This is a genomic window from Serratia sp. TSA_7, from assembly GCF_052692135.1.
In genome coordinates, this window is the sequence record NZ_JBQZFU010000001.1 from 290,229 (window position 1) to 303,720 (window position 13,492).

Below are 13,492 nucleotides of genomic sequence, written 5' to 3' on the forward strand. Positions count from 1 at the left end.
TATACGAACGAGTGAGTTGTATTTGCATGCTCAGTTGCGTCATCTTTAACCTGACTCACTAATTCCGAAATCCATACAAGAGCTATGTCTTTATCCTTCGGTTGACTCTCATAGCAAACCCCCAAACGGGCAATGAGTTCAATACGTTCCAAAACAACCATTTCTTCCACTGCTGGTAAATGCACCTTGTTCCTCCGATGCTCAATAACTGTATGCATATACAGTATTAACCATAAATTTCGCTTCTGCAACCAATTATTAAAAACCTGCCCAATCATTAACCGGCGCATACTGCATTGAAATATCACCAAATTTGATTTTAGCACCACGCGCTAGCGCTTCCAGTTCCCAGCGCTTAGCGGCAATGTCGTGCAGTGCCAAATCGGCCCGAATTACTCCCAGCCGGTCACGTTCTACCGAGGTCAATCTTGCTGAAGGGGCAACATCTGGAACGCTATAAGGGTCAAAACTGCGCTGGGGTTTCTTTATCTGTGAAGGAATAGCCCGTATACGGCTCATGACAGACCGTGTAACGGTCATATCATCCCAGTCAATTGGGATTTCCGACGGGTACTCCAGCACCGCCACGGCCCCTACAGGCTCACTATCCTGCGTATCTGTCACGCCTTTGCTATCGGCCAACCCACAGTTATTGACAGGACTCCGAGGCGCGCCGGAGGCGCTTTTCAAAGTCAAAGGCTCAACGGCAACAGCTTTAGCGACGATGCGCCATTGCGTTATGCGGGTTTCATAGATGCGATCTGCTCCAATATGCGGGGCATAAATCCCCGCGATTTTCTGGACTTCTTCGTCATAGGCGTTGAGTTCGTCGGCAACCCTGCGGGCAACACGCACGGTCTGATCGTCGCGGGAAACATTGGTGCCGCCCTGAGCCAGAATGTAGGCGGCAAAATCACCGGCATCAGCGGCAGCGCGTACCGCTTCCACGCTGTCGTCAAACTCATCGGCCAGACTGATAGAACGAATTTTTCGGCATTCACGCCACGCTCCACGCGACGGCAGGCCAATGAATTGAAATTGGGGAATGCGCCACGTGGAAGCCCACGCAGTGACAGCGGCGGCCGTCTCGGTCAACAGCTCGCCGGTTTCATGATCACGCTCGCCATCCAGCGCGTAACCGTCGATATTTTTGGCGATGTATTTGGCGATATAGCCCGCCGCGCCACCTTTGTTCAGGTGCTTGCAGTCAAAACGATTCTTAGTAGCGCCGCGCTCGTCGCCATCCTCGGCCATGGCATAGCGCCGCATGATATCGATCACCGGCTGGCGCTGCTCTTTGGAGGTAAACAGCATCATATGCCAGTGCGGCGTTGCATCGTGATGCGGCTCGACAACTCGCACGCCGTAAACTTGCAGCCCGTTGTCTTTAAACGCCGTCCGAATATTGCTAAACAAGTTCACAAGATAACGCTGGCCGTCTTTTGGCGTATACGCTTCTTCATCCCAATTGTGGTTAAACTGCACCTTCGGGCTGTTTTTGCCGACGGTACGTGTCGGATGGTATTTGGATGGCGTGGTGATAGTGATAAACATCCCCTTATCGCCTTTAATCTCGGCAGCCTGTTGAACCCCGGCAACTATCGTCATTAACTCCATGCGGCGGATCTCCGGGTTAGAGATACTCGCCATTACCTTATCGATTAGGCTGAATCGCTCGCCGGTTTCGACGTTCTCCAGCTCGCGGCTGTTGAGGTAATCAAAGTTAGACTGGCGACGAGCTTTCACTTCACGGATCGCCTGCTTGCTGGCATAGGACGACGCCCCACGGTTCACATTGCCGACGGCAATCAGCAACGCCTCGCGCCAGCGCGTGCGCTGGGCTTTTAACTGGCGTTCCCACCATTCCGCATCTACCAACCTAGACAGACTTGCGATCGCTGCCCGGGCATCAAGTTTGCCCTTGCGGTATTTGCTCCAGTGCATCGGTGTGATGTTGAAAGCTCGAGCCATCGGCGCGGTATGACCATAAAAACAGGCTTGAGTGCTGTCTTCAAACAGCCCTGTATTGTCTCCGCCGTTGCATTTAATGAATTCTTCAACGCGGCTCTCATAGATAGACAGCAGTTGACCGGCCACGCGATCCGCAAGGCGTTTCAGCTCTTTGTCATCCATGCCCGGTAAGCCAGCATAATTATCAATCTCAGCCATCCAGCGAGGTGAAGCCGCTAAGTTCATTCCATTCTTGGCATTAACGGCTTCCATACGGGGCCAGATGCGGCGCTCGAACTGAAACACCAACCATTTATTGGCGTCATGCAGCCCTTTGGATTTAAGCAGATAGTCATGGCGTGACAGGAAAATGGCGCTGAGAAAACGCGGTAGAGAGTGGATATTGCGTAAAACAGCTTGCCCCTGAGCGTGTTCCTCACGGGTAAGCGGTCTTACTGGCCCGGCAACTGCCGGGCGTGGTGCATTCCATGGGTAAGCCCATAGATTTCGTTCAGTCATACTGCTGTACTTCAGGTCTGCGAACATATTCAGCATCGCTCAAATCGGCGGCCCAAAAAAAGCCCACTGCAATAAGCAGCAGGCTGAGCACGATAAAAAAGCTTGTCATGACTGCACCACATAAGAACGACACTTGGCCTCACGCAGCTGTTGGCAGGAAACACAGGTGTCTACCCCAGAAAGGGCAATGCGGCGCGCTTCGGGGATCGGTTCGTCGCAGTCTTCACATTTGAAAGCAGAAGGCATAACCGAGAACTTACGGGCGTTAGCAATCTGTGCATCCAATAGCAGAGCCTGACGCTCTTGTGACAAATCCATGAGGTCGGCCATCAGTGCAACTCCTGCGCTTGACTCTCGATGGCTTCAGCTTCTTGGCGCAGCAGTTCTACAGCTTCAGTTACACTTAGGCCGTCGCACGTGATGTGTGCTGCTAAACGCACCAAGCGAGCCGCAGCAACCTCAGCCTGATTCCTGCGCTCATCCAAGCGAGCATCGTTAAGTAAAACAGTCACGGCACTAACATCTTTGCCGCTGGCAGGATCAAACCCGATAATGCATTTATTCATTTTGTTAATTCCTTATTTTAGGTAAAACGATGCCCGGCGGGTTAACGCCAGAATTACGCAATGCCGTTAATTAGTGTTTAATTCGCAATCATCATTACTGATAAAACGCGGTAAGGTTTTTGATAAATCAATAAGGTCATTAAATGCCCATATTAATTTCTGACGTTCGGTATAACTCATTTCTGCAAATTTCATATTTACATGCCGCTCTTTCAGCCCAGCATGAAAACAAAGCGTTCTGCGGATATGCCCCGGTGACTTATCAAAAGCCTCTTGCGCCACGTTCTTTCTATGCGCAAACAAATCCCGCTTAATCTGGGAAATGCGCTTTATGCCAATAGCTTTTTGGTCATCAGTAGCCAGTAACATATCAACCCCAATTAGCGGCAGAACAAACGGCGCAGCAGTTGCGCAGGTTTTGCAGTAGACAGACCGCGCAGCAATGCAGCCTGATCGTGACGTGGACGCCAGCGTTTACCGCCCGGCAGTTCAATAAAGCCGTTTTCAAAATGGCGCGATGGGCTTTGCTGTTTCAGCAGTGGAGCGATTGAGATAGGCACAGTGATCACCTCAACTTAAACCAGCAACTGCACTCAACCCGCTGATCACGTCAACGGTAGAGGCTAGCGCCGGGGTGGATTGGATACGGTTTTGAACGGTAAGGCCGATTAGCGACAAATGACGGATCGCCGTGTTAACGCTATCGAGTAGAGCGGATTTACGAGATGCCGTTTTGTGATCGCCTTCTACCGCCGCCGCCGCAACTGAACCTACTGCCGCTGTTGCTTTCAACGCGTACGTAGATATGTTGCCAGCACATGCCTCATTAACTGGCACTGAAGGTAAACAGTTCAACTGTGCCAGCAAGGCATCTACCAAGCTGGAATCTTCTGTTGCATCAGTGATTGCCAACAGTTCGGTGCAACTCAGCTGATGCGGTTGTTCTGGGTTCAGCTTGTTGCGCAGCATCTGCGGCTTCATTTCAATCTGTTCAGCAACGCGCACAAGGTTTTGCCGAACCGCAAACTGGCGACACGCCATCTCAAAATGTGGATGTTTCGAAACTTCAAAATCAAACATTCCTCTCCCCTTTTGCGTCTGGCAACATCTCAGACCGTTACCGAAAATTCACATTCCGAGAGTGCATTAAGCGTAAGCTTCACCATATTGATCAGGACTTTCTCTCGTTTTGCACCAGTACCTAAGCGATGACGGTATGAAGACAGACGCCCATCAGCGAGCATGTCATCAACGGTATTTTTAGATAACCCTGTGAGTTCACAGTACTTTTCTATAGTGACGTGCGGTGTAGGAACCGTGATTGAAATGTTTTGACGCATAGTGCAAGATCCTCCGATGACCTGTGGCGGGTCGCGTTAAGTGGTGGTTAATGGTGTTTAACGCCAAAAACTCCGTTTCGAGGTAAATTTAATACTCCGAATCGGATTAGTCAACGAGATTTACTTTGTTTTGGTGGTGTATGGAATTTAATCAGGGTGCTAAAGCAGCTATCGAAAGGATGGTTGAGGCCTACGGGGTCAAGACAAAACTTGCCTTATGTGATGCATTAGGTGTTACTGCCAGCGCTCTTTCTAACCGACAAGTCCGTGATTCGTTCCCAGCGGAGTATGTTCTGAAATGCGCCCTTGATACCGGAGCATCATTGCGGTGGTTAACTTATGGTCAAGGTGAGATGCATGAGAAAAACGTTGTTACGGCACCATCGGCACTTGCTGTACCAAGCAAAAAACTACTAAGTCGCCAGCTTCATGACGGCGAAACCCTATTACTAGATAAAAGATTTCTCCCTGAAGAAATCAAGAACCCACTTGTTGTCATCGATGGTGAGATTAAATATATCGCAACTCAAGCTTATGATGAGATTTATGATGGCGTCTGGATTATAAATATAGATAACAATATCAGTATTAGAGAGTTGACCCGCATTCCTAACAATAGAGTTCACGTTTCTGACAAAAAAAACACTTTTGACTGCCCTATTCCAGATTTAAACGTAGTTGCAAGAATAGTAATGATCTGCGAGAAAGTATAAAAAGGATTAAAACATGAATAATAATGATACTGAAACCCCTCAAAAAAAATTATTCGAGAAAGCAAAGTACCTTTGGAAAAAAAACGCATTAACAACGGATGAATTCGACAGCGTTATGCAAAAAATAAATAGGGGCGATTTTGATTATGCTCATAATTTATTAGAACTTATTGAACATGAACATATAAGAAATGTAAGCAATAATAATAGTGACCTAAGTCTAGATGATCTTTACAAAACAAAAGAGAATCAAAAAAGATACATTGATGGTGTATCAAAGAGAATAAACAACCTTGAAAAAACAAATACAAAATTAATAATTACAAATGAAAACCTTAAAAAAACAATTGAAATATTGGCCGCAGAAAATGAAACAATAAAAGAAAATTCAAATGAAATACAAAAGGAAAATTTAGAACTAAAAAACAAACACCAACAAAATAGAATTGACGAAAAAATACCAGATTATGTAAAGGATGTGAGCCAAAAGTTAGACGTGGCAGATAAATTTTTTTCTGACATGTCTCGCTACTGGTCTATTGCAGGTTTAATATTGGCTTTATGTGCAGTAGCATCTGCATTTTGTACTTTCTTTTATGGTTTAGATACTATATTAGACAACCAAAAACTGACTCCTACCGTTATTCTCTACACATTTGTCAGAGGAGGGCTAGGCATAGCCCTTCTATCATGGGTTTCTTATATAAGCTTTTCTAACGCCAGAAACTACACCCATGAATCTATCCTTAGAAAAGATAGACAACATGCATTAACATTCGGACGACTATTCCTGCAGATATATGGCTCAACAGCAAGTAAAGAAGATGCCATTCATGTATTTAAAGATTGGAATATGTCCGGTGATACCGCATTCTCAAGTAAAAGTAGCGCTCCCCCCAGCCCATTGAGCTATATAGACACCATAAAAAATGCTTTATCAAAAGCATCAGCAACAACTAAAAGCGCTGATAAAACGAATGAATAAAGTATGACTTAGTAAAAATCAAACATTGACCACTGTTATTATATACAGTTAAATACCCCTCAATTTCAAGAGGGGTCACAATGGCAGTTCGGAAACAATCATCCGGTAAGTGGTTATGTGAGTTTTACCCTGCAGGTCGCGATGGCCGCAGGGTACGTAAGCAGTTTGCGACAAAAGGTGAGGCAGTCGCATTTGAGCGCTTCACTACAGAGCAGGTAGATACCAAGCCGTGGCTAGGAGAAGCAATTGATCGCCGTAAACTGAGCGAAGTCGCCAAGCTTTGGTATAACCTCCACGGCCAATCGCTTACTGCTGGCGAACGCACCTACAAGAAATTAGGCATGATAATCGAAGCCCTAGGCGATCCCACTGCGACCACCTTCACAGCTAAAGACTTCGCGCATTACCGTGATAAACGTTTGTCTGGCGAGATCTACTTTTCCGAAAAGTGGAAGAACGGTGCTGAACCTGTAACCGTCAATCTTGAACAAAGTTATCTAAGTGGCATGTTCAGCGAACTGGCCCGGTTAGGCGAATGGAACCAGCCCAATCCGTTGGAGAACATGCGCAAGTTCACTGTTGCCGAGAAGGAAATGGCGTGGCTGACCCATACACAAATCACAGAGCTGTTAGCAGCCTGCAGCAGAAGCGACTCTGATTTACCTCTTATAGTCGAGGTGTGTCTCAGTACTGGCGCTCGCTGGCGAGAAGCAGAAAACCTCACCCGGTCACAGATAACACCGCATAAAATCACATTCATTCGCACCAAGGGCAAAAAGAACCGCAGCGTTCCGATCAGCAAGGCACTGTACAAGAAGTTGAAAGCACGGGGTGATGGTCGACTGTTCAGCGAATGCTATTTCCGCTTTATGGCCGCACTTGAGAGCACCAACATTCTGTTGCCCAAAGGTCAGCTTACCCATGTGTTACGCCATACCTTTGCGGCACACTTTATGATGTCTGGCGGTAACATTCTGGTGCTGCAACGCATCCTTGGCCACCATGATATCAAGATGACAATGCGCTATGCTCATCTTGCTCCAGAGCACCTCGAAACAGCCCTGCAATTCAACCCATTGGCGACGATGCCAAGTGGCGACAAAGTGGCGGCATAGGTTGGCAATCACCGTATTTCCTCACCCTTTATCAATATAAAAACTCCTTATAAATCAACTAACCTATTGATTTTATTATTGTAGTAAGGAAATCGGGTTTTTTGTTGTCTGTAACCTTCCGCCCTTACAAAACGGGCCCTCCCGCACGGCCCTGTTTCGCTGATGGCGACAAAGTGGCGACAGCCATTTTGCGGGACACAAAAAACCTGCTTTCGCAGGCTTCTTGTTAAATCCAAAGTGATCCCTGATTGCTCCTTGTTGGGTGCGGTATCGAGCGAGGCAAGCTGGGTAATAAACGTCGTAGCAGTTTCTTGCGTCTGGTCAATATGGCTCACCTTAATGGTACTTAAACCTGCGGCCAGCGTGGCGTTGAGCTTATTACGCGCCGCCACCTTCTGCACAATATCGCTCAGGGAGGTGTCATGATAAGGCTCATCCCGGCGGGTATTGAGTGAGCCGCGAAAATCAATACTCCTGCGCGAAGGGCCAGCAATGGATAGTTTGCCCCGTAGTGAGTTGATGCAGGCATGATGCCGCCCGGCACGACAGACAACACGCGTTGGGTGATGGAAGACAGGCCAGACAACAGGGATACCTACCGGGGCGGTTTTGAGGAAATGCGGCAACATCAGAGAAAGCCGCAAACACAAAACCCGCATTGCTGCGGGCTTTTTCTTATTAACGTTCTACACTTCCAGTCTCATGCGTTGTGCATGCGCCCGTACGGTTCAAATGCAACCAGAGACACGCATTCATTGAGCAGTTTCTCTTTACCTAACGTAAAGGCTCTTCATCTTAAAATAGAAAGTCTCACACTGAATCTTCGTGAAAAAACTCATCTTGACAGTAAATTAATATGTCGCCGGGCTGACATTCAAGATAGTGGCAAATTGCATTTAACGTGGAGAAACGCAATCCCTTTATTTTACCCTGTTTAAATAATGAAAGATTTTGCTCGGTAATACCAATGGCCGAAGCCAAATCTTTTGATTTAATTTTACGACTAGCTAAAACCACATCTAGCTTTACGATAATCGACATATCAAAATGACCTTAAATAAACTGCTGATTTTCTTCATGTAGATCGCTGGCCTGCTTCAGTATGTGTGCAATTACCATGACACAAGCTGCGATAAATAAAGACATAACATCTTGCGGTGTGAAACTGAAAGTGACCATTCTATGTTCATAAGGCTCTCGCATCGTTCCCCAGATACTGAGTAATGGGCCACATATCAGATTTAGCAAAGTCCAAATAGCAATTGAGCGGCCAGTTTTCCCGAGATGTATACTGGCCGTGGCAGAGAAGTAAGCTCGTTTAGCATAGGTTTGAAAGAGCAAACGTAAATGGTAAAGGCCAAAAGCGAGAGCCAGGAGCGGGATACTGGTCAGAATAATCGCCCCAGCAATTTGCCACCAAGGGAATAAACTCAAGTCAGCTGCACTTTCTTTAACAAATTGTGCCGTAAGCGAGAAGCTGAAACCATACCCCCCTTCGCGTGAAATCATAACGGGGAAAAGCCACCCAGCGACATTCAGTAATATGATTATGATTAGAAACATAAGTGTGATTGTGGCCATGCGCTGGCTCAGGATTGAAATCCGTTCGGTAGACATAGTGACCTCGATTCTTAAGAGTAGAAAACGAAAGAATCCTACCGCGCAAAACATCACTAAACAACAATTTTTTATCGTTTTACGATAATTTATTGCCGCATAACGATGACCACTGACTCGACAGCGATTGAATTTCGAGCCGTAAGGATAGTGACTTATTGGTGCTGCCTTTCATGGTATTCACCTTTTTAGCTACTGGGCGCTGACGGCCAGTCAATGCCAGGCGCGTCTGAAATATCCAGGCGATTTAGCATCACAGGGTATCTTTTCCATTCGTCCAACCTAACTTGCCCCGTCTTGCTCGCTATATCCAAATCCATTGCATCCTGTAGCGGCGCGATCATCCTGGCGGCTGATGCAATGCGGATGCACTGCTCAGAGCGCCGTCGAACATAAAATAGATGGGGCGAAGCCGCACGGCCCACCAATGAAGACGGTCGTGAGGCCCCGAATACCGATGATGAAAACGGGAAGGCTGCGGATTTTATCAGGCACCGTTACCGTAACCGCGGACCTAAATCACTGCTCTTGCGAGTAAGCCACCCATTTGGCCATGTCGTGATGCGAGATATTCCCGCCGCACACCACTATCCCGATGACGGCATCAGAGGGCAACCTGGGTGCGGTCGCAATGACTGCGGGTATAAGCGCCCCGGAGGCGAGTTCAACCCATAATTTTGCCTGTTCGCCAAAGGCGAGCATGCCGTCAATCGCCTCCTTATCCGAGACAACAACTATATCCTCGGCATAGGCTTGAGCATGGGCCAGCATCATTTCATCAATAATCGGTACCCCAAGGGTAGAGATGATCGAGGTGACATCAATATTTACCGGCTTTCCGGCACGCAACGCCTGATGCATTGAACTGGCACCTCCGGTCTCAACGCCCCAGATTCGGATATCCGGCTTAATGGCCTTCAGCGCCGTAGCCGCACCTGCCAACATTCCACCGCCACCCACGGCAATGAAAACGTCGGTTAACTCCGGGCAATCGGCAATAAACTCAAGCGCCAGGGTTCCATGCCCTTCAGCTATCAGCGAATCGTTGCAGTCGTCGATGACGACATATCCCTCGTCAGCCATAACTTTGGCGCGCTCAAATGCCGCGTGGACATCGGATTCGATGATGACGGAACTGCCGAGGTCACGGACCCGATCGACAGAGGTCGCCGGCGCGTTGGGGGGCATGATAATAGTGACGTTGGCGCCAAAGATCTTCGCAGCCTCGGCAATGGCGATACCAAAATTGCCGCCGCTCACCGCGACAAATCGGGTCTCGTTGAAATCGCCGTTCAGGCTCAGGAACTTGTTGAGCACTCCGCGCGCTTTAAAGGAACCGCCAAGCTGGGTATTTTCAAGCTTCAGGAAAACCGGTCTCTGAATCTTTTCGGCCAATCTCGTTCCGGCAATGGTTGGCGTACGTATGACCTTCCCTGCTAACCGTTCCGCCGCCGCGACGACCGCGTTAAATTCAATTAATGTTGTCATTTTTGCCCAGTCAGGTAGAAGTTGTTGAATCAAGTGTTTGGCAAACTATCCCGACTGAGAATAGAGTTCTGCGGGCAGGGTTGCAACAGGCGTCCATATTCGGTCTTAGCCACAAAAAACCCGCCTGCGGGCGATTGCCAACTGCGCAATCCACTCTCCAGACGGGTTCGTTTCGTGTAATGGCCTAGCCGTGCTGCATTACTTTTGTTCGGCGCTGCTCAGGGTGTCTTCGGCTTTCCACACGCGGTATTTCACTTCCACGTCCTTCGGCACGTAAACCACGATCGGCAGGCGGCTGTTGTAGCGCTGCATGGCGGCATCGCCCAGGTTGGCGGCAATAAACTTCTGCTGCTTGGCACCGTCCGGGCAGGCCATCATGGTGGAGGCCGGTGCAGACAATTTATCCAGCACCAGGTAGTCGTAGCCCCAACCGGAAAGGGTTTTGCTCTCCAGCGTGCCGCCCATCATGTGGCGGTTACAGTCCACTTCCAGCGTTTTCCCGATCAGCAGCTCAACCTTGAAGTTTTCTTCCTGCTCCTGCTTCGGCAGGTAAATCACCTGGCGGCTCATGCCTTTTTCCGCTTTCGGGTACGGCGCGATCTTTTCCAGTGGCTGTTTGCTGATATCGGCGTCAGCGGCCGGGGTGGCAGCAATAGCGCTGGCGGAAACGGCCATCAGCAGGCCGGAAAATACAACGGATGCCTTGTTCATGTTTTATCCCTACAATTTATAAGATGCTTCGGCCATAAACTAATACACTGCCGCCAGCCTGGCTATAGGTTTAATCTTCTTTACAATAGCCAGTGTCCAGGTACAAAAACCTATCTTCAGCCATTGGTCGGGATAAAACCTCAGTGGATTGCGGTTTTGGCGATATAGGCCTTCACCACCTGATAAACATAGTCCTGGCATGCCAGCCCGGTTTGCGGGTCGTATTTGCCCTGATTGGTAATATTGTTGGACAGCACCCGGATGCCGATAAACGGAATAGAGAAAGAAGCGGCGATCTGCGCCGCAGAAGCCGTTTCCATCTCTTCAACCGAGGTGTGATAGCTTGCCCGGAAATGGCTAATACGGTCCAGTTCGCTGTTCCACACGTCGGCGGAGCCAATCACGCCCTCAACCACCTTGCCCCGGGTGTAGCTTGCTTTAACGCCCTCCGCTATCGCCAGCAGTTTGGCGTCTGCCGGGAACTGGCGAATGCTGTGGACATTTTTATCCTCACCCGCACTGCCCTTCGAAGCCAGCAGGTCCATGGGTTGCCATTGCCGTGAGTCGCTGCCTTCCCCTGCCGCCTTCTTCGGTGTTTTAAAGGCCCCCAGGCTCACCGAATATTTGCCCAACACGATATCGTAGACCTTGAGCGCCGGATCGTGGCCGCCTGCGGTTCCCTGGTTGATGATCGCTACCGGCTGGAAGCGGGTGGCGGCAATCGCCGTGGCCGCCGCTGCATTGGACATGCCTTTCAGGGTTTCAGATACCACCACCGGATAACCGTCCACGGTGCCATGCCAGAAACGCCAGCCGCCAATCTGTTCCTCACGCGGGTTATCCAGGCGTTGGGCGAAGCGTTCCGCCTCCACCGGCATTGCGCCTTGCACCACAATCGGCCCGGCTGCATGGCCTTGCTGCGCCAGTGCTAACGGGGAAAATGCCACGCCACAGGCGGCCAACAGCATAAAGCTCAGTTTTTTCGTCATCACCACAGCGTCCCGATAAAAAGCAAAGGGTTACCTTAGCCGAAAGGCGAAATCCCGCCTATCGCTTTCTCGCGGGCCTGCCGAAGGGTTAAGGTTTTCTTAAGACAGAATTATTACAGTGACATAATTCCTCACTGCCACCGAGCCTGCGCGTGAACCCAAAACCTTCATTAAATCAATCCTCAACGACACCACAAATTCAGACTAACGCCCTTTACTCCCTACCGGCATCCTTTTACCTTTGGCAGGTTTTTGGGTTGATAGTCAGCGGGTTATTGTTCCTTTGGCTGTCGCGCAACGAACAGCTGGATTGGGCAATCAGCAATTACTGGTTCGACGCCGCCAGCGGCCATTTCCCCTGGCAAAACGATCGCTGGCTGGACCTGATCAACCATCGTTTGCTGAAAATCAGCGTGATTAGCGGTGCGGTGCTGGCGCTGTTTTATGGCATTTACCGCCGTAACCCGCGCATGATCGTCGCCATGCTGCTGATCGGCATCGGGCCGTTGGTGGTCGGGATCCTCAAAGCCACCAGCGCGCATTCGTGCCCGTGGGATCTGATCGAATACGGCGGTAAAGCGATGTCCTACCCGCTGTTCGGCGCGGTGCCGGCCGAACCCGGGCCGGGCCGTTGCTTCCCCGGCGGCCATGCTTCCAGCGGTTTTTCGGTGATGGCGCTGTTTTTCCTGTTTTATCCGCAACGCCCGTGCCTGGCTTACTGGTGCTGGTTCGGCGGCATTATGCTCGGCATGCTGATGGGGTTTGGTCAGGTCATGCGCGGCGCACATTTTCTTACCCATAACCTGTGGGCAGGTTGGTGGGTTTGGCTCAGCCAACTGGCTGTTTATTGGATGGTGAGCGGGTATTTCCGCCGCAAGACAAGGTAAATATTATGGAGCAGTTGAATTATCTTCTTTTCGCCTGGATCAACGCGACCCCGGCGTCCCCCGAGTGGTTAATCGATGTCGCGACCTTCCTGGCGCGCGATCTGATCGCCATCGTGCCTGTGCTGATCGTTGGGCTATGGCTGTGGGGGCCGCAGAGCCAACTGATATCGCAACGTGAAGTGGTGACCAAGACGACGATTGCTCTGCTATTCGCCATGCTTTCTGCCGCCACCATCGGCATGTTGTTGCCGCACGAGCGGCCGTTTGTCGCCAGCATCGGCTTCACCTTCCTGGCCCATGCGCCGGACAGCTCATTCCCCAGCGATCACGGCACCGCCATCTTTACCTTTGCCCTGTCCTTCCTGTTCTGGCATCGGGTTTGGTCCGGCATTTTATTGCTGATCGTCGCGGCCGGCATCGCCTGGTCACGCGTGTACCTTGGCGTGCACTGGCCGCTGGATATGGTCGGCGGTTTCCTGCTCGGCCTGGTCGGCTGCTTGTTCGCGCAACTGGTGTGGAACCTGTTTGGCGATGCTATCGCCGCTAAACTGACGCGCCTGTACCATTTCCTGTTCGCCTTCGCGATCCGCAGGGGCTGGGTAAAAGAATAAT

At 49.9% G+C, this 13,492-nt stretch carries 19 protein-coding genes; 5 read left to right on the forward strand and 14 right to left on the reverse strand.

The window, feature by feature from the left end; translation table 11 throughout:
- Positions 1-258: 258 nt before the first annotated feature.
- The 7 genes from ACUTQW_RS01455 to ACUTQW_RS01485 form a co-directional block, all read right to left on the reverse strand.
- Positions 259-2,469, reverse strand: a complete 2,211-nt coding sequence (locus tag ACUTQW_RS01455; protein ID WP_445654770.1) for a replication endonuclease — start codon at positions 2,467-2,469, stop codon at positions 259-261.
- Positions 2,470-2,574: 105 nt separating this feature from the next.
- On the reverse strand, positions 2,575-2,799 hold the full coding sequence (locus tag ACUTQW_RS01460) for a TraR/DksA family transcriptional regulator (RefSeq protein WP_443001093.1): 225 nt from the start codon (positions 2,797-2,799) through the stop codon (positions 2,575-2,577).
- On the reverse strand, positions 2,799-3,035 hold the full coding sequence (locus tag ACUTQW_RS01465; protein WP_445654771.1) for a DUF2732 family protein: 237 nt from the start codon (positions 3,033-3,035) through the stop codon (positions 2,799-2,801). The genes ACUTQW_RS01460 and ACUTQW_RS01465 overlap by 1 nt, the downstream gene beginning before the upstream one ends.
- 66 nt (positions 3,036-3,101) lie before the next feature.
- Entirely contained in the window at positions 3,102-3,404 is a 303-nt protein-coding gene (locus ACUTQW_RS01470; protein ID WP_445654772.1) for a hypothetical protein, read from the reverse strand.
- Between the two features lie 11 nt (positions 3,405-3,415).
- Positions 3,416-3,595, reverse strand: a complete 180-nt coding sequence (locus tag ACUTQW_RS01475; protein ID WP_445654773.1) for a phage filamentation protein Fil family protein — start codon at positions 3,593-3,595, stop codon at positions 3,416-3,418.
- 10 nt (positions 3,596-3,605) lie between these two features.
- On the reverse strand, positions 3,606-4,115 hold the full coding sequence (locus tag ACUTQW_RS01480) for a phage regulatory CII family protein (RefSeq protein WP_445654774.1): 510 nt from the start codon (positions 4,113-4,115) through the stop codon (positions 3,606-3,608).
- 29 nt (positions 4,116-4,144) lie between these two features.
- Positions 4,145-4,375 (reverse strand): regulator, encoded by a 231-nt coding sequence (locus tag ACUTQW_RS01485; RefSeq protein ID WP_445654775.1) that lies wholly within the window; start codon positions 4,373-4,375, stop codon positions 4,145-4,147.
- A 140-nt stretch (positions 4,376-4,515) separates the two neighbouring features.
- On the opposite strand from ACUTQW_RS01485, the gene ACUTQW_RS01490 reads away from it, so the two are divergent.
- The 3 genes from ACUTQW_RS01490 to ACUTQW_RS01500 all read left to right on the forward strand — a co-directional run bounded on the left by ACUTQW_RS01490 (position 4,516) and on the right by ACUTQW_RS01500 (position 7,188).
- Positions 4,516-5,088 carry a phage repressor protein CI gene (locus tag ACUTQW_RS01490; protein WP_445654776.1) on the forward strand — a complete coding sequence of 191 codons (573 nt, stop codon included), beginning with the start codon at positions 4,516-4,518 and terminating at the stop codon, positions 5,086-5,088.
- A gap of 13 nt (positions 5,089-5,101) precedes the next feature.
- Positions 5,102-6,073 (forward strand): hypothetical protein, encoded by a 972-nt coding sequence (locus ACUTQW_RS01495; RefSeq protein ID WP_445654777.1) that lies wholly within the window; start codon positions 5,102-5,104, stop codon positions 6,071-6,073.
- A gap of 80 nt (positions 6,074-6,153) precedes the next feature.
- A complete protein-coding gene (locus ACUTQW_RS01500; protein WP_445654778.1) occupies positions 6,154-7,188 on the forward strand; it encodes a phage integrase in 1,035 nt (344 codons plus the stop codon).
- 47 nt (positions 7,189-7,235) lie between these two features.
- Here ACUTQW_RS01500 and ACUTQW_RS01505 read toward each other — a convergent pair whose 3' ends face one another.
- From ACUTQW_RS01505 to ACUTQW_RS01535, 7 genes are all read right to left on the reverse strand, one after another.
- Positions 7,236-7,817: a hypothetical protein gene (locus tag ACUTQW_RS01505; protein ID WP_445654779.1), complete on the reverse strand. Its 582-nt coding sequence runs from the start codon at positions 7,815-7,817 to the stop codon at positions 7,236-7,238.
- Positions 7,818-7,998: 181 nt separating this feature from the next.
- Entirely contained in the window at positions 7,999-8,229 is a 231-nt protein-coding gene (locus ACUTQW_RS01510) for a helix-turn-helix domain-containing protein (RefSeq protein ID WP_006324462.1), read from the reverse strand.
- Between the two features lie 12 nt (positions 8,230-8,241).
- Positions 8,242-8,805, reverse strand: coding sequence for a DUF2975 domain-containing protein (locus tag ACUTQW_RS01515; RefSeq protein WP_073440286.1), 564 nt, complete (start codon positions 8,803-8,805; stop codon positions 8,242-8,244).
- 188 nt (positions 8,806-8,993) lie between these two features.
- The gene (locus tag ACUTQW_RS01520; protein ID WP_269139600.1) at positions 8,994-9,230 is read right to left on the reverse strand and encodes a tail fiber assembly protein; all 237 of its coding nucleotides are present in this window, start codon (positions 9,228-9,230) and stop codon (positions 8,994-8,996) included.
- A gap of 94 nt (positions 9,231-9,324) precedes the next feature.
- Positions 9,325-10,293: a threonine ammonia-lyase gene (locus tag ACUTQW_RS01525; RefSeq protein ID WP_020438778.1), complete on the reverse strand. Its 969-nt coding sequence runs from the start codon at positions 10,291-10,293 to the stop codon at positions 9,325-9,327.
- Between the two features lie 198 nt (positions 10,294-10,491).
- Positions 10,492-11,004 (reverse strand): serine protease inhibitor ecotin, encoded by a 513-nt coding sequence (gene eco, locus ACUTQW_RS01530; protein WP_004942509.1) that lies wholly within the window; start codon positions 11,002-11,004, stop codon positions 10,492-10,494.
- 140 nt (positions 11,005-11,144) lie between these two features.
- Positions 11,145-11,993, reverse strand: a complete 849-nt coding sequence (locus ACUTQW_RS01535; protein ID WP_004942507.1) for a 5'-methylthioadenosine/S-adenosylhomocysteine nucleosidase — start codon at positions 11,991-11,993, stop codon at positions 11,145-11,147.
- A gap of 152 nt (positions 11,994-12,145) precedes the next feature.
- Here ACUTQW_RS01535 and ACUTQW_RS01540 point away from each other — a divergent pair, with 152 nt between their 5' ends.
- Positions 12,146-12,880 carry a phosphatase PAP2 family protein gene (locus tag ACUTQW_RS01540; protein ID WP_064798766.1) on the forward strand — a complete coding sequence of 245 codons (735 nt, stop codon included), beginning with the start codon at positions 12,146-12,148 and terminating at the stop codon, positions 12,878-12,880.
- Between the two features lie 5 nt (positions 12,881-12,885).
- Positions 12,886-13,491: an undecaprenyl-diphosphate phosphatase gene (gene ybjG, locus ACUTQW_RS01545; RefSeq protein WP_064798765.1), complete on the forward strand. Its 606-nt coding sequence runs from the start codon at positions 12,886-12,888 to the stop codon at positions 13,489-13,491.
- Position 13,492 lies beyond the last annotated feature (1 nt).

Coding starts and splice junctions, on each gene's coding strand:
- ACUTQW_RS01455 (WP_445654770.1), bottom strand. CDS start 2,469: ATGACTGAACGAAATCTATGGGCTTACCCATGGAATGCACCACGCCCG.
- ACUTQW_RS01460 (WP_443001093.1), bottom strand. CDS start 2,799: ATGGCCGACCTCATGGATTTGTCACAAGAGCGTCAGGCTCTGCTATTG.
- ACUTQW_RS01465 (WP_445654771.1), bottom strand. CDS start 3,035: ATGAATAAATGCATTATCGGGTTTGATCCTGCCAGCGGCAAAGATGTT.
- ACUTQW_RS01470 (WP_445654772.1), bottom strand. CDS start 3,404: ATGTTACTGGCTACTGATGACCAAAAAGCTATTGGCATAAAGCGCATT.
- ACUTQW_RS01480 (WP_445654774.1), bottom strand. CDS start 4,115: ATGTTTGATTTTGAAGTTTCGAAACATCCACATTTTGAGATGGCGTGT.
- ACUTQW_RS01485 (WP_445654775.1), bottom strand. CDS start 4,375: ATGCGTCAAAACATTTCAATCACGGTTCCTACACCGCACGTCACTATA.
- ACUTQW_RS01490 (WP_445654776.1), top strand. CDS start 4,516: ATGGAATTTAATCAGGGTGCTAAAGCAGCTATCGAAAGGATGGTTGAG.
- ACUTQW_RS01495 (WP_445654777.1), top strand. CDS start 5,102: ATGAATAATAATGATACTGAAACCCCTCAAAAAAAATTATTCGAGAAA.
- ACUTQW_RS01500 (WP_445654778.1), top strand. CDS start 6,154: ATGGCAGTTCGGAAACAATCATCCGGTAAGTGGTTATGTGAGTTTTAC.
- ACUTQW_RS01505 (WP_445654779.1), bottom strand. CDS start 7,817: ATGTTGCCGCATTTCCTCAAAACCGCCCCGGTAGGTATCCCTGTTGTC.
- ACUTQW_RS01510 (WP_006324462.1), bottom strand. CDS start 8,229: ATGTCGATTATCGTAAAGCTAGATGTGGTTTTAGCTAGTCGTAAAATT.
- ACUTQW_RS01515 (WP_073440286.1), bottom strand. CDS start 8,805: ATGTCTACCGAACGGATTTCAATCCTGAGCCAGCGCATGGCCACAATC.
- ACUTQW_RS01525 (WP_020438778.1), bottom strand. CDS start 10,293: ATGACAACATTAATTGAATTTAACGCGGTCGTCGCGGCGGCGGAACGG.
- eco (WP_004942509.1), bottom strand. CDS start 11,004: ATGAACAAGGCATCCGTTGTATTTTCCGGCCTGCTGATGGCCGTTTCC.
- ACUTQW_RS01535 (WP_004942507.1), bottom strand. CDS start 11,993: ATGACGAAAAAACTGAGCTTTATGCTGTTGGCCGCCTGTGGCGTGGCA.
- ybjG (WP_064798765.1), top strand. CDS start 12,886: ATGGAGCAGTTGAATTATCTTCTTTTCGCCTGGATCAACGCGACCCCG.